This window comes from Streptomyces sp. NPDC012825, assembly GCF_042900925.1.
Classification (GTDB): domain Bacteria; phylum Actinomycetota; class Actinomycetes; order Streptomycetales; family Streptomycetaceae; genus Streptomyces.
Window position 1 is genome coordinate 423,238 of sequence record NZ_JBIBBZ010000002.1, and the last position, 13,979, is coordinate 437,216.

Genomic DNA, 13,979 nt, shown 5'->3' on the forward strand with positions numbered 1-13,979 from the left:
AGAATGCGAGCGACCTCTCGCGTTTGTCAAACGGGTCGAGAAGAGCTGGGGACAGTCATGTCCGGAGACACGTCCGAAGAACCGAAGCCGCGCCGCCGTCAGGCGCGGGGCGAGCGCCGCATCGCGGAGCTGCTCGAGGCCGCCGCGAACGTCTTCTGCGTGAACGGGTACACGGCGACCAGCACCAACGCGATCGCCCGTGAGGCCCGCGTCTCGCCCGGCACGCTCTACCAGTACTTCCCGAACAAGGAGGCCATCGCGATCGAGCTGGGCGGGCGCCTCCTGCACGACATGCGGGAGGCGCACGGCCAGGCGTTCACGGCGGAGAACCTCGCCCTGCCGCTGCCCGAACTGCTCGACGCCGTCGTGGACCCGCTGATCGAGTTCAACTGCGCCAACCCGGCCTTCCTCGCCCTGATGCACGGCTCCGACGTCCCCGGCCGGATCGCCGAGGAGCACGACGAGCTGCACGCGACCCTGCTCACCCGGGTGGAGGAGGTCATCGCCCACTACGCGCCCGCGCTGTCCGCCGCCGAGCGGAACCGGACCGCCGGGATGACCTTCGCCGCCTTCAAGGGGGGCCTGGACCTCGTCCTCGCCGCGCCCGAGGGCCCCGAGCGGGACGCCACGGTCACCGAGCTGAAGACCCTCCTCCTGCGCTACCTCTCCCCCCTGGTGGAGGAGTCGGCGGAGGACGCGGTCACCACGTCTCCGACCCGCTGACCGCGTCGGAGGACGGCTCCTTCCCCCCGGCCCGTCCCCGTCCCCGCAGTCTCGTCGCGAGCAGCGGGAAGACGAGCACCGAGACCATGCCGGCCCCGACGAGCGCCGCCGACTCGCCCGCCGTCAGCTCGCCGCCCTCCACGCCGATGGCGGTGATCGCGACGACGAGCGGCAGTGCGGTGGAGCCGTAGAGCACGAGCCCCCGCCGGTCCGCGCGGCCGAGGTCGCGCGGGGCGAGGGACCAGACGGGCCCGCCGCGCACGACCAGGAAGAGCAGCAGGAAGACCGGCAGCAGGAGCAGGTTCCGGCCGCCGCCGAGGAGCGCGGACAGGTCGAACTCGATCCCGGTGACGACGAAGAAGACCGGGACGAGGAAGCCGAACCCGACGCCCTCGACCTTCTCCAGGATCCGCGGACCGGACTCGGGCGCGGCCCCGGCCAGCACGAGCCGGGTGATCAGTCCGGCCGCGAAGGCGCCGAGCAGCACGTCGAGCCCGAGTGCCTGCGAGGCCCCCAGCATCAGGGCGAGCAGCAGGAAGACGAACCGGACCGCGAACTGGCCGCTGGTGTCCAGGGTCCTGGCGATGACCCGGGAGAACCACGGGGGGCGCGGGCGCAGCGCCCAGAGGACGGCCAGGGCCGTGAGCGCCGCGAAGACCGCGAGGAGCACCGTGGACCTGCCCGCGCCCCGCCCGCTGAGCAGCAGGGCCATCGCGATGACGGGCCCGAACTCGCCGACCGAGCCGAAGGCCATGACGACCGAACCGAACCGCCCGTGGAGCTCCCCCGCGTCCCGCAGCACCGGCAGGACGGTGCCGAGGGCCGTGCTCGTCAGGGCCACCCCGATGAAGACCCCCTTGGCGTAACCGCCGCCGAGCAGGACCCCGACGCCGAGCCCGAGGACGAGGGCGGCGACCCAGGCCCACACCGCGCGCCGGAGGGTGTCGCCGCGCACCTCGCCGAACTCGATCTCGTACCCCGCGAGGAAGATCAGCATGGTGAGGCCGAGCTGGGAGAGGCCGTCGACCAGGGCGTCCGTGTGGGCCCAGTCGAGGACGTCGGGGCCGACGAGGACGCCGAGCAGGATCTCGAAGACGACGAGCGGGACCGAGAGCCTGCGCCCCACGGCGTAGGCGAGCAGGGGCGCCAGGACGGCGATCGCCATGATGAGGATCAAGGAGTTCCCCGAAGGTGACATATCGGGTATCTACCATGGACTCCGGCTCGGATCCCTCACCCGGCGCGGCGCGGGCGCGACTGGAATTCATACCCCCTAGGGGTATAAGCTCGATCCCGTACGGACCCGAAACCCACGAGGAGAACGTCATGGCCGCAGAGACGCAGACCGAACTCACCACCGTGTACCAGGTCAAGGGCATGACCTGCGGGCACTGCGAGGGCGCCGTCTCCGGCGAGATCTCCGGACTCCCCGGCGTCACCTCCGTCACGGCCGTCGCCAAGACCGGCGAGGTCACCGTCGTCTCCGAGGCCCCCCTCGACCGCGAGGCCGTGCGCGCCGCCGTGGACGAGGCGGGTTACGAGCTGGTCTGACCGCCGGTCCGGCCACCGGGCCGCCCGCACCCCCGCAGGGCCGTACCGTCACCGGGTACGGCCCCGCTCCCGTTGGGGACCGCCGACGACGTCCGCGATCAAGGGGAATCCCGGCCGGGCCTCCGGCCACCACGTGGCCGCGCTGCCGCTCGCGGCGGCCTTTTCGTCCGTGTTCGCCGGGTCCGACGGCCCACGTCTCCGGCGGTTCACGCGAGTTGACCTACACGTGATGCACAGGACCTTCACACCGAGACCTAGATCACAGATATTGTGGGGTAACCATCTGGGCTGTTCGTGAGTCTAAGTGGGCGATGCCGAGAACGTCTTGGGGGACGTTCATGGGATGTCTTGGGGGACGTCCCAGGCAAGCGTTGGCCGGGGCACGTGCACCGGGGAGCTTTGAGCGGCCCTCCCGTACGCGTACCCCGGCATACCGCGTCGCGCCCGTTCCGCGCAGCCACCGGCTGGCGCCGGCAGACGCCCGGCCCGGATCCCGTGGGGGGAATCCGCACCGGGATATGGGAAGCGCCCCGCTCGCCGACCCGTGGGGGGATCGGCGGCGGGGCGCTTCTCGCTTTCGCCCTGAGGGACTCAGCGGGCCTCGACCGGGACGAAGTCGCGCAGGACCTCGCCCGTGTAGATCTGGCGCGGGCGGCCGATGCGGGAACCCGGCTCCTTGATCATCTCGTGCCACTGGGCGATCCAGCCGGGAAGGCGGCCGAGCGCGAAGAGCACGGTGAACATCTCGGTCGGGAAGCCCATCGCGCGGTAGATCAGACCCGTGTAGAAGTCCACGTTCGGATAGAGGTTGCGCGAGACGAAGTAGTCGTCGGAGAGCGCGTGCTCCTCCAGCTTGAGCGCGATGTCCAGGAGCTCGTCGGACTTGCCGAGCGCCGAGAGGACGTCGTGCGCCGCCGCCTTGATGATCTTGGCGCGCGGGTCGAAGGACTTGTACACCCGGTGGCCGAAGCCCATCAGGCGGACGCCGTCCTCCTTGTTCTTCACCTTGCGGATGAAGGAGTCGACGTCGCCGCCGTTGGCCTTGATGCCCTCCAGCATCTCCAGGACCGACTGGTTGGCGCCGCCGTGCAGCGGGCCCCAGAGGGCCGAGATGCCGGCGGAGATCGAGGCGAACATGTTCGCCTGCGAGGAGCCGACCAGGCGCACGGTGGAGGTCGAGCAGTTCTGCTCGTGGTCCGCGTGCAGGATGAGCAGCTTGTCGAGCGCCGAGACGACGACCGGGTCGAGCTCGTACTCCTGCGCCGGGACCGAGAAGGTCATGCGCAGGAAGTTCTCGACGTACCCGAGGTCGTTGCGCGGGTAGACGAACGGGTGGCCGATCGACTTCTTGTACGCGTACGCCGCGATCGTCGGCAGCTTGGCGAGCAGCCGGATCGTGGAGAGGTGGCGCTGCTCCTCGTCGAACGGGTTGTGGCTGTCCTGGTAGAAGGTGGACAGCGCGGAGACCACCGAGGACAGCATCGCCATCGGGTGGGCGTCCCGCGGGAAGCCGCGGAAGAAGTTCTTGACGTCCTCGTGGACCAGCGTGTGCTGCGTGATCTCGTTCTTGAAGGTCGCCAGCTCGTCGACCTTGGGCAGCTCGCCGTTGATCAGCAGGTACGCCACCTCGAGGAAGGTGGAGCGCTCCGCCAGCTGCTCGATGGGGTAGCCGCGGTACCGCAGAATGCCCTGCTCACCGTCGAGGTAGGTGATCGCGGATTTGTAGGCGGCGGTGTTGCCGTATCCGCTGTCCAGGGTGACCAGACCGGTCTGGGCTCGGAGTTTCCCGATGTCGAAGCCCTTGTCACCGACGGTGCTCTCGACCACCGGGTAGGTGTATTCACCGTCCGCGTACCGCAGTACTACAGAGTTGTCGCTCACGTCATCCCTCACCGACGTAGTGCCTCTTCTTCGAGGTGCCCTGACTGTCTCTACCATCCCCCATTTGGCTCAGGAGAGTGCACTCGGGGTCGACCATTGGGCCAATTGGAGGCACTGAGTGCCGCCAACCTTCATATCCTGCCCCCTTCGCCCCGGTTCCGGTACCCCTCCGTGATCTTTCACACGAGGGCGGGCCCTGTGAGCCGGTGGGCGAGTGCGGTAAAGCGCCGGCCGGCCGAGACCGTACGGACCGCCTGGGCGATGGCACGGCGGGAGCCGACCAGGACGACCAGCTTCCGGGCCCGGGTGACGGCCGTGTAGAGCAGGTTCCGCTGGAGCATCATCCAGGCGCTCGTGGTCACCGGGATCACCACCGCCGGATACTCGCTGCCCTGCGAGCGGTGGATGGTGACCGCGTACGCGTGGACGAGTTCGTCCAGCTCGTCGAAGTCGTACGGCACCTCCTCGTCCTCGTCCGTCCGCACGGTCAGGCGCTGCTCGACGGGGTCGAGGGCGGTGACGACGCCGACGGTGCCGTTGAAGACGCCGTTGGCCCCTTTGTCGTAGTTGTTCCGGATCTGGGTCACCTTGTCACCGACCCGGAAGACCCGCCCGCCGAACCGCTTCTCCGGAAGGTCGGGACGGGCCGGGGTGATGGCCTGCTGGAGCAGTCCGTTGAGCGCGCCCGCGCCCGCCGGGCCCCGGTGCATCGGGGCCAGGACCTGCACGTCCCGGCGCGGATCGAGGCCGAACTTGGCCGGAATCCGATGGGCCGCGACCTCCACGGCGACCCGGGCCGCGTCCTCGGTCTCCTCCTCCGCGAAGAGGAAGAAGTCCGGCAGGCCCTCGGTGCGCGGGGGCGTGCCGGCGTTGATCCGGTGCGCGTTGACGACCACGCCGGACTGCTGGGCCTGCCGGAAGATGCGGGTCAGCCGGACCGCCGGGACGGGGCTGCCCGGGGCGAGCAGGTCGCCGAGGACCTCGCCCGCGCCGACCGAGGGGAGCTGGTCCACGTCCCCCACGAGCAGCAGGTGGGCGCCCGGGGCCACCGCCTTCACCAGCTTGTTCGCCAGGAGCAGGTCCAGCATGGAGGCCTCGTCGACGACGACCAGGTCCGCGTCCAGGGGCCGGTCCCGGTCGTAGGCGGCGTCCCCGCCGGGCTTGAGCTCCAGGAGCCGGTGGACGGTGGACGCCTCGGCGCCGGTCAGCTCCGCGAGCCGCTTGGCGGCCCGGCCGGTGGGGGCGGCGAGCACCACCTTGGCCTTCTTGGCGCGGGCCAGCTCCACGATGGAGCGCACCGTGAACGACTTGCCGCAGCCGGGGCCGCCGGTGAGGACCGCGACCTTGCGGGTGAGGGCGAGCCGCACGGCCTCCTCCTGCTCGGGCGCGAGCGAGGCCCCGGTGCGGGTGGCGAGCCAGGCCAGGGCCTTGTCCCAGGGCACGTCCCGGAAGGCCGGCATGCGGTCCTCCTCGGCCCGCAGCAGCCGCCGGAGCTGTCCGGCGAGGGACAGCTCGGCCCGGTGGAACGGGATCAGGTACACGGCGGTGACGGGTGTCCCCTCCGGCCCCGGCACGCTCTCCCGCACGACCCCCTCGGGGTCCTCGGCCAGCTCGCCCAGGCACTCGATGACGAGCCCGGTGTCGACCTGGAGGAGCTTCACCGAGTCCGCGATCAGCCGCTCCTCGGGCAGGAAGCAGTGCCCCTGGTCGCCGGACTGCGACAGGGCGTACTGGAGGCCGGCCTTCACCCGGTCGGGGCTGTCGTGCGGGATGCCGACGGCCTGCGCGATCCGGTCGGCGGTGAGGAAGCCGATGCCCCACACGTCGGCGGCGAGCCGGTACGGCCGGTTCCTCACGACGGAGATGGAGGCGTCCCCGTACTGCTTGTAGATCCGCACCGCGACGGAGGTGGAGACGCCGACCTCCTGGAGGAAGACCATCACCTCCTTGATCGCCTTCTGCTCCTCCCAGGCGGCGGTGATGTTCCTGGTCCGCTTGGGCCCGAGCCCCGGGACCTCGATCAGCCGCTCCGGGGCCTCTTCGAGGATGTCGAGGGTGTCGAGCCCGAAGTGCCGCGTGATGCGGTCGGCGAAGACGGGTCCGATGCCCTTGACCAGTCCGGAGCCGAGGTAGCGGCGGATGCCCTGGATGGTGGCGGGCAGGACCGTCTGGTAGTTCTCGACGGTGAACTGCTTGCCGTACTGGGGATGGGACCCCCAGCGGCCCTCCATCCGCAGCGACTCCCCCGGCTGGGCGCCGAGCAGCGCACCGACGACCGTGAGCAGGTCACCGGCCCCCCGCCCGGTGTCGACCCGGGCGACGGTGTAGCCCGTCTCCTCGTTGGCGTAGGTGATCCGCTCCAGGACGCCGGTGACCTCGGAGAGACCCGGACGGCTCGGCTCGGCCACGTCACCACCCCTTCGCGACACGGGTCACGTCTGCTCGGAGAGACGGCATCCGTCCCGAGCCCCTTTCGGCCACTGCCGGCCCGCGACCCTCGTTGGACATGTGCCGACCGTAGCGAAGGGGTCGGACAGTGAGGATGCCCCTGGGGTCGTTCGGGGGCCCGACTCCGGGTCTGAGTGACGTTTCGTGCCGGTCTGTCGGCCCTGCTCACACAGGGCGAGGATCGAGCGGGACCGGGTGCCGACGATGGCCCGTGCGGCCGGTGACGCCGTTCACGGCGATGCGGACGGTCCTGCGCGTCATGGAGGATTCCTCTCCTGGTGCCTCGCGCGTGGTTGCCTCGGTGGTCCGTGTTCGGCTGTGTCCCGTGCGGGGGGGAAAGCGCTTTCTGCGGACAGGAGGGCTAGCCTGCCGACAATGCCCCCACAAGGCCCCGGAGGTACGCACGCGATGACCGTCACCCTGGCCGACGTGGCCGCCCGCGCCCGGGTCTCCCCCGCCACCGTCTCCCGTGTCCTCAACGGCAACTATCCGGTGGCCGAGTCCACCCGCGAGCGGGTGCTGCGGGCCGTGGCCGATCTCGACTACGTCCTCAACGGGCCCGCCAGCTCTCTCGCCGCCGCCGCGTCCGACCTGGTCGGCGTGCTGGTCAACGACATCGCGGATCCCTTCTTCGGGATCCTGGCGAGCGCGGCGCAGACCGCGATCGGCTCGGGCGCGTCCGGGCGCGGCGGGGGCGAGAAGCTCGCCGTCGTCTGCAACACCGGCGGCTCCCCCGAGCGCGAGCTGACCTACCTCACGCTGCTCCAGCAGCAGCGGGCCGCCGCCGTGATCCTCATGGGCGGCTCCCTGGAGGACCCGCGGCGCCTGGCGGCGACGGCCGCCAAGCTGTCCAGGCTGGCGGCCGCGGGGACCCGGGTCGTGCTGTGCGGGCGCCCGCCGGTGGAGGGGGACGCGCACACGGCGGCCCTCGTCTTCGACCACCGGACCGGCGCGCGCCGCCTCACCGAGCACCTGCTCGGCCTCGGCCACCGGCGCATCGGGTACGTGGCGGGGCCGGCCGGCCGGACGACGGCCCGGCACCGCCTGGAGGGGCACCGGGAGGCGCTCGCGGCGGCGGGCGTCGCGGAGGGGCCCACGGTCCACGGCCCGTACGAGCGGGCCGCCGGTCACGCCGCGGCGGCCGAGCTCCTCGCCCGCGACCCCGGCCTGACCGCGGTCGTCGCCTGCAACGACACGGTGGCCCTCGGCGTCCGCGCGGCCCTCGGGGAGCGCGGTCTGGACGTCCCCGGCGACGTGTCCGTGGCGGGCTTCGACGACCTGCCGTCCGCCCTGGACGCGGTCCCGGCCCTGACGACCGTCCGCCTCCCGCTGCACGAGGCGGGGGCCCGGGCCGGCCGCCTGGCGACGGCCTCGGAGGATCCCCCGCCGGGCGGCCTCGCGACGGTCCAGGCGGAGCTGGTGGTACGGGGGTCGACGGGGCGGCCCCGGAGGTGAACGGAGCGGGGGCCGACCCTCCGGCCGGCCCCCGCTCCGTTCCCGTCCCGCGTCAGATCGCCGCGCGGTAGAAGTACGTCCTCCGGTACGCGATCTTGCCGTCCCGGACCAGGTACGTGTCGGCGAAGCCCTCGTCCAGGGCCGTGCCGTCGCGGCTCGCGCCCCGGAAGCGGCCCCAGCAGGCCGCCGCCGCGAGCCCGCCGGTGACCTGGTCGACCTCGTGGGCGCCCGAGGCGATGATCCGCTCGTGCTCGTAGAAGTGGCGGATCCGGTCCAGGCCCTCCAGGGCCGGGTAGCCGGGGCGCTCGTAGACCGCGTCGTCGGCGAAGACCTCGCCGAGGTCGTCCCACGAGCGGGAGTCGACCACCTGGAACAGCCGGGCCACCAGCGAGTCGGCGGTCACCGGGGGGTGTGTGCGTGCCGTCATGACCGTGCTCCTTCGTTGCGTGTCGTCGTCGGAAGGGCGGTGCGGGTGCGCGCCGGGAGGGTGGTTCGGCGCGCACCGGTGGGGCGTGTGCGATCGTCGGGAAGGGGTGGTTCAGTACGCGTCCGCCCTGGCCTTGTCGAAGGCCGTCGCCAGGCGGGAGACGCCCTCCCGCCGCTGTTCCTCGTCGAGGGTCGCGAAGGAGAGCCGCAGCAGCCGGGAGCCGTCCCGCTCGATGCAGAACGGCGCTCCGGGCACGAGCGCGAGTCCCTGGGCCAGGGCGTGTTCGTACAGCAGGTCCGAGGTGACCCGGGGATCGTCGACGGAGCACCAGAAGAACAGGCCGCCGCGCGGGTCGTCGAAGGCGAGCCACGGCAGCCGCTCGCGCAGCAGCGCCGCCGTCGCCCGCGCCTTGCCCCCGTACAGGGTGCGCAGGCGGGCGAGGTGGGCGGGCAGGAACGCCGGGTCGCCGAGGAGCTCGGCGAGGACGTACTGGCCGAAGGTGTTCGTCTGGAGGTCGCTGCTCTGCTTGGCCGCCACCAGTTCGCCGATCAGGCCCGCCGGGGCGGTGAGCCCGGCCACCCGGAACCCCGGGCAGAGCGTCTTCGACAGGCTCATCAGCCGGATCACCCGGTCGCCGTGCACGTCCGTGGACGGCAGCCGCTCCCCGTCGAACGCCAGGTCGCCGTACGGGTCGTCCTCGACGATCAGGAAGCCGTACCGGTCGGCCAGGCCCGCCAGTTCCCGGCGGCGCCCGGTGGTGAGCACGCCGCCGGTGGGGTTGTGGAAGTGCGGGACGACGTAGACCAGTTTGGGCCGGGCGCCCGCGGCGAGCCGCTCCCCCAGGACGTCGGTCCGCATGCCGTCGCGGTCCGTGGGGAGCGGCAGGAGCCGGGCCCCGGCGCCCCGGAAGGACTGGACGGCGCCCAGGTAGCTGGGGTCGTCCAGGGCCACCAGGTCGCCCTCGTCGAGGAGGGTCCGGGCCACCAGGTCCAGGCCCTGCTGGCTGCCGCCGGTGACCATCGCCCGCTCCGGACCGACCGCCGCGCCCGTCTCGCCCGCGCGCCGGGCCACCGCCTCGCGCATCGGCGCGGTGCCGGCCGTCGGGGCGTACTGGAGGGCGGAGGTGGCCGACCGGGAGAGGACCCGGTCCGTCACCTCGGCGAGCCGGGCCACGGGGAAGCTGTCGGGGGCCGGGATGCCCCCGGCCATCGACAGGACGCCCGGCGCGTTCGCGGCCGACAGGATGCGGTCGATGGCGTCGGAGCGGCCCCAGGAGGTGCGCCGGGCGAGGAGCCCGGAGAAGTCCCCCGCCGTCGCGGCCCCGCCGCCGTCTCCCGTCATGACGTCACCGCCGTCTTCTCCGTCGCCTCCGGCTCCGCGCCGATCTGCGGCGGGAAGTCCTTCAGCCGCCAGACCGGGGAGAGCAGCACCACGAGGACCGCCGAGAGGAAGGCCCCGGCGGTCACGAACAGGGTCTCGCGCAGGCCGATCAGGTCGCCCAGCCAGCCGCCGACGAGCGCGCCGAGCGGGAGCATCCCCCAGGACACGAAGCGGTAGCCGGCGTTCATCCGGCCGAGCAGCTCGTCGGGGGTGATCGACTGGCGCAGGCTGATGATGTGGATGTTGGCCATCGTGCCGCCCGCGCCGATCAGCGCGAACGCGGCCACGAACAGGACCAGGGTGAGGATCCCGTCGTTCGCCGGGGCCAGCGGGATGATCACGGGGGCGGCGCAGCACAGCACGAGCGCCGCCAGGATCGCGGGGCCGAGCCCCATCGCCCGCTTCAGGCTCCGGGCCACCAGGGAGCCGCCGAGCGAGCCGACCGCGCCGGTGCCGAGCAGCAGGCCGATCGTTCCCGGGGAGAGGTCCAGGCGCCGGGCCGCGTACAGCACGAAGACGGTCTGGAGCGACATCCAGCAGAAGTTGTAGAGCCCGGACTGGAGGGCGCAGGCCCGCAGGTGGGCGCTGTCCCGGATGATCCGGACGCCGTCGCCGACGCTCTTCCACAGGCTCGTGCGGTGCTCGGGCACGAGCGGCGGCGGCTCGGGCCGGCGGACCGCGAGCAGCGTGACCACCGAGACCAGGTACGAGGCGCCGTTGATGAGCAGGGCGTAAGGCGCCGTGACCCAGCCGATGAGCAGGCCGGCGAGGCCGGGGCCGCCGATCTGCGCGAGGGAACTGGTGCCCTGGAGCTTGCTGTTGCCCTCCACCAGGTGTTCCTTGCCGATGAGGGTCGGCAGGTACGACTGGTAGGCGACGTCGAAGACGACGGTGAGCGCCCCGATGAGGAGCGCCGCCACGTACACGAACTCGATGCGCAGCAGGTCCGCCACGGCGAGCAGGGGGACCGCCGTGACGAGCAGCGCGCGTCCCACGTTCGCCGCGATCATCAGCGGGCGGCGGCGGACGCGGTCGACCCAGACCCCGACGAGCAGGGTGACGAGCAGGAACGGGGCGTAGGAGGCGGCGTTCACCAGACCGACCTGGGAGGAGGACGCGTCCAGGGTGAGCACGGCGGTCAGGGGCAGTGCCAGGGTGGTGACCTGGGCGCCGATCTGGGAGATGCCCTCGCCCGTCCAGAACTTCATGAACTCGGCGTCGCGCCACAGCGCTCCGCGCTCACCGCCCCCGGCGGCGGCGGGTGCGCCGTCGCCGGGGGCCGCCGGGCCGGCCGGCCCGGTGGGGCCGGCCGGTTCCGTCGAGCCGTTCGAGCTGTTGGAGCCGTTCACGTCATTCGAACCGTTCGAGCCGTTCACGTCGTTCACGTCGCTCGGGCCGTGCGAGTCGGTCGACCCGGTCACGCTTCCCCCTCGCCGGAGGCCGGGTCGGCCACGTGGAAGGCGCAGCCGATCTGGGCGCCGCGCAGCATGCTGACGATGCCGACGGCCGGGTCGGTGACGCCCCGGGCCAGGGTGCCGGCGTACTTCCCGTCGACCATGAGGGTGCCGTAGGCGACGGCCATGTCCTCGGTGGTGACGCCGTCCTCGGAGAGGAACCGCTCGGTGGTCGGGAGCAGGCGCCGCTGGAGGACGAAGGGCCCGCCGACGGCCTGGTGGAGCTTCTCCACCCACTCCTTCTGGTCGGTGGTCCAGCCGGGGGTGACGCCGACGCCGCCGTAGAGCAGCGTCGGCTTGAGGACCAGGAGGTCCTTGTTGGCGACGGCGTACGGCAGGAGGTCGATCTTCTCGCCCTCGAAGGTGACCTTCTCGTCGCGCACGAAGCGGGTCCAGGGCAGGATCCGGTCGACGAGGTCGCGCTCCTCCTCGGTGAGGGCGGCCCGGTTGCGCTCGTCGCTGAGCATGGCGAGGCTGCCCTTGTTGCCGTACAGCTCGCAGTCGAGCGAGGCGAACAGCTCGACCCGCCCGGCCTCGGCGGCGTCCAGGAGCGGGTTGACGAGGTCGTACGTGCGCGGCTCGTCCGGCATCTCGCCGGGCAGGAACAGGCGGTAGACGACGTCGACGCGCCGCCCGTCGTACACGACCCCGCCGTCCTCGTAGGTGAAGTCCCCGAGATGGCAGACGACCGGGTCGAAGCCGAGGTCCTTGAAGGCGGGGACGACGAACTCCATCCAGCACCTGGACTTCTCGAAGCCGTCGGGCCAGTCGGTGATGGCGAGCAGCGGGCGCTCGATCCCGGCGAGGGAGGGGGCCTGGCGGCGCAGTACGTCGGTGATGCGGGCCAGCGGGTCGGGGTAGACCAGGTCCTCGGTGGCGGCGAAGGCCGCGAACTGCTCGTCCTTGATCAGGGCGCGGGCGAACTCGCCCATCTGCCAGCCGCCGAGCGAGGTGCCGGTGTTCAGCTCCATGAGGCGGAAGCCGCCGGTCTCGCGGTAGAGGTCGGCGCGGGACAGCGGCGGGATCTCCTCGACGGCGCCGCGCAGGACCAGGTCGGCCTGGGTGTCGCTCATGCCGACGGCCTTGGCGAAGGCGCGCAGGTCGCCGCCGAAGAGGCGCTCGGGGACGGACTTGAGGAGTTCGAAGAGGCCGTTGAGGTCGTGTTCGAGGCCGGTGACGTCCTCGGCGCTGAGGAAGACGGGGCGGTTGAGGCCCTCGCCGCCGCCGGCGCCGTAGCGGAACCACTCGACGCCCCGGACGCCGGAGACCGTCATGCGGGCCGCGGTGCGCTCGTGGTCGAAGAAGCGGCGGGTGACGGCGTTCTCGACGCGGGCGCCGAGCTTGTGGGTGCTCGCGCCGGTCACCTCGGTGCGGGAGAGGCCCTCGGCCCGGTCCAGGGCGCGGCGGGTCTCGACCGGGTTCTCGCCGACGGCGATGAGGGCGGCCGAGCGGGGGGTGAGGCCGCGCGGCGGGAGCTGGAGCTCGTCGCCGGGCTCGACCAGGGCCACGGCCTCGACCAGGCCGTCGACCTCGGAGGGGTCGGGCAGGACGACCCGGTCGATGGTGCCGTCGTACGAGGGGTAGAGGAAGCGGATCTCGCCGCTGAGCGCGCGGGTCGGGGTGAGGTCGGGGACGCGCTCGAAGGCGATCTCGGCGGCGGCGACGGCCAGGTCGATGCCGGTGGCGAGCCGGTGGACGTGCGGGATGAGGTCGCCGCCCAGGCGTCCGTTCAGCTCGATCAGGCGCGGTCCGTCGGCGCTGACGCGCAGCTCGGTGTGGGTGACGCCGTAGTCGACGCCGACGGCCCGGTGGGAGTCCTCGACCAGCTTCACGACCGCCTCGGCCCACGGCTCGTCCCGCCAGCCGGTGACCAGGTGGCCGACCTCCTCGAAGTACGGCTGGGGGCCGAGGCGCTTGCGGGCGACGCAGACGGGGGTGACGACGCCGTCCACGACGGTGCTGTCGACGCTCAGCTCGGGGCCCTCGACGTACTCCTCGACGAGGACGGTGTCGGCGGTGCCGGCGCCCTGGAGGCGGCTGCCGGAGGCGAGCCGGTAGGCCTGGCGCAGGCCGTCGGCGTCGCGGGCCACCATGACGCCGAAACTGCCGCCGAGGGTGCGGGGCTTGACGACGACGGGGAAGCCGATGGCCTCGGCGGCGGCGACGGCCTCGTCCTCGCTCGCGACCGGGGCGTGGCGGACGGCCGCCATGCCGGCGGCCTCCAGGGCCTGGCGGGTGGCGTACTTGTCGCGGCAGACCTTGGCGGCGGCCGGGTCCATGGCCCGCAGGCCGAGGCGGGCGGCCACCGAGGAGACGGCGGCGAGCGACCACTCGTCCCAGGTGACGATCGCGGCCTCGGCGACCTCGCCGCGCAGGTCGGCGACGGAGGGGAACAGCTTGTGCGCGTCCGTCGTGTCGGCGATCCGGTGGGTGTCGACGTACTTCGCCTGCCAGCTGGGCGCCTCGGGGGCGATCAGGGTGACCTCGTACCGCGCGGCGAGGGAGGCGAGCGCGTACTCCCGGTACTGGCGGATGCGGCTGCCGACCAGGATGACGCGCGGGCGTTCGGTGGTCATGACGGACACGGTGTGTGTTCCTTTCCGATGCGGTGCGGGGTGTGGCAGGCGGTGCGGGTGGTGCGGTCCGGCCCGGGGCTCGGG

Annotated in this window: 10 protein-coding genes; 3 read left to right on the forward strand and 7 right to left on the reverse strand. The window is 72.4% G+C overall.

What is annotated here, in order from left to right; translation table 11 throughout:
- Positions 1–57 precede the first annotated feature (57 nt).
- Complete coding sequence (locus tag ACFY7E_RS07410; protein ID WP_389481750.1) at positions 58–723, forward strand: TetR/AcrR family transcriptional regulator; 666 nt, start codon at positions 58–60, stop codon at positions 721–723.
- Here ACFY7E_RS07410 and ACFY7E_RS07415 read toward each other — a convergent pair.
- Complete coding sequence (locus ACFY7E_RS07415; protein WP_389481752.1) at positions 701–1,921, reverse strand: cation:proton antiporter; 1,221 nt, start codon at positions 1,919–1,921, stop codon at positions 701–703. The genes ACFY7E_RS07410 and ACFY7E_RS07415 overlap by 23 nt on opposite strands.
- A 128-nt stretch (positions 1,922–2,049) precedes the next feature.
- Here ACFY7E_RS07415 and ACFY7E_RS07420 point away from each other — a divergent pair, with 128 nt between their 5' ends.
- Positions 2,050–2,274 (forward strand): heavy-metal-associated domain-containing protein, encoded by a 225-nt coding sequence (locus ACFY7E_RS07420; protein ID WP_383441085.1) that lies wholly within the window; start codon positions 2,050–2,052, stop codon positions 2,272–2,274.
- A 591-nt stretch (positions 2,275–2,865) separates the two neighbouring features.
- Here the strand turns inward: ACFY7E_RS07420 and ACFY7E_RS07425 are convergent.
- Positions 2,866–4,155: a citrate synthase gene (locus ACFY7E_RS07425; RefSeq protein ID WP_121828160.1), complete on the reverse strand. Its 1,290-nt coding sequence runs from the start codon at positions 4,153–4,155 to the stop codon at positions 2,866–2,868.
- A 179-nt stretch (positions 4,156–4,334) separates the two neighbouring features.
- Positions 4,335–6,563 carry an ATP-dependent RecD-like DNA helicase gene (locus ACFY7E_RS07430; RefSeq protein WP_389481756.1) on the reverse strand — a complete coding sequence of 743 codons (2,229 nt, stop codon included), beginning with the start codon at positions 6,561–6,563 and terminating at the stop codon, positions 4,335–4,337.
- 448 nt (positions 6,564–7,011) lie between these two features.
- Between ACFY7E_RS07430 and ACFY7E_RS07435 the strand changes: the two genes are divergently transcribed.
- Positions 7,012–8,058, forward strand: a complete 1,047-nt coding sequence (locus ACFY7E_RS07435) for a LacI family DNA-binding transcriptional regulator (RefSeq protein WP_389481758.1) — start codon at positions 7,012–7,014, stop codon at positions 8,056–8,058.
- 52 nt (positions 8,059–8,110) lie between these two features.
- Here the strand turns inward: ACFY7E_RS07435 and ACFY7E_RS07440 are convergent, their stop codons facing one another.
- From ACFY7E_RS07440 to ACFY7E_RS07455, 4 genes are all read right to left on the reverse strand, one after another.
- Positions 8,111–8,485, reverse strand: coding sequence for a nuclear transport factor 2 family protein (locus ACFY7E_RS07440; RefSeq protein ID WP_121828153.1), 375 nt, complete (start codon positions 8,483–8,485; stop codon positions 8,111–8,113).
- Between the two features lie 111 nt (positions 8,486–8,596).
- Positions 8,597–9,826 (reverse strand): PLP-dependent aminotransferase family protein, encoded by a 1,230-nt coding sequence (locus tag ACFY7E_RS07445; RefSeq protein WP_389481760.1) that lies wholly within the window; start codon positions 9,824–9,826, stop codon positions 8,597–8,599.
- A complete protein-coding gene (locus ACFY7E_RS07450; RefSeq protein ID WP_389481762.1) occupies positions 9,823–11,286 on the reverse strand; it encodes an MFS transporter in 1,464 nt (487 codons plus the stop codon). The genes ACFY7E_RS07445 and ACFY7E_RS07450 overlap by 4 nt, the downstream gene beginning before the upstream one ends.
- Positions 11,283–13,895 (reverse strand): ATP-grasp domain-containing protein, encoded by a 2,613-nt coding sequence (locus ACFY7E_RS07455; protein ID WP_389481765.1) that lies wholly within the window; start codon positions 13,893–13,895, stop codon positions 11,283–11,285. The genes ACFY7E_RS07450 and ACFY7E_RS07455 overlap by 4 nt, the downstream gene beginning before the upstream one ends.
- Between the last annotated feature and the right edge of the window lie 84 nt (positions 13,896–13,979).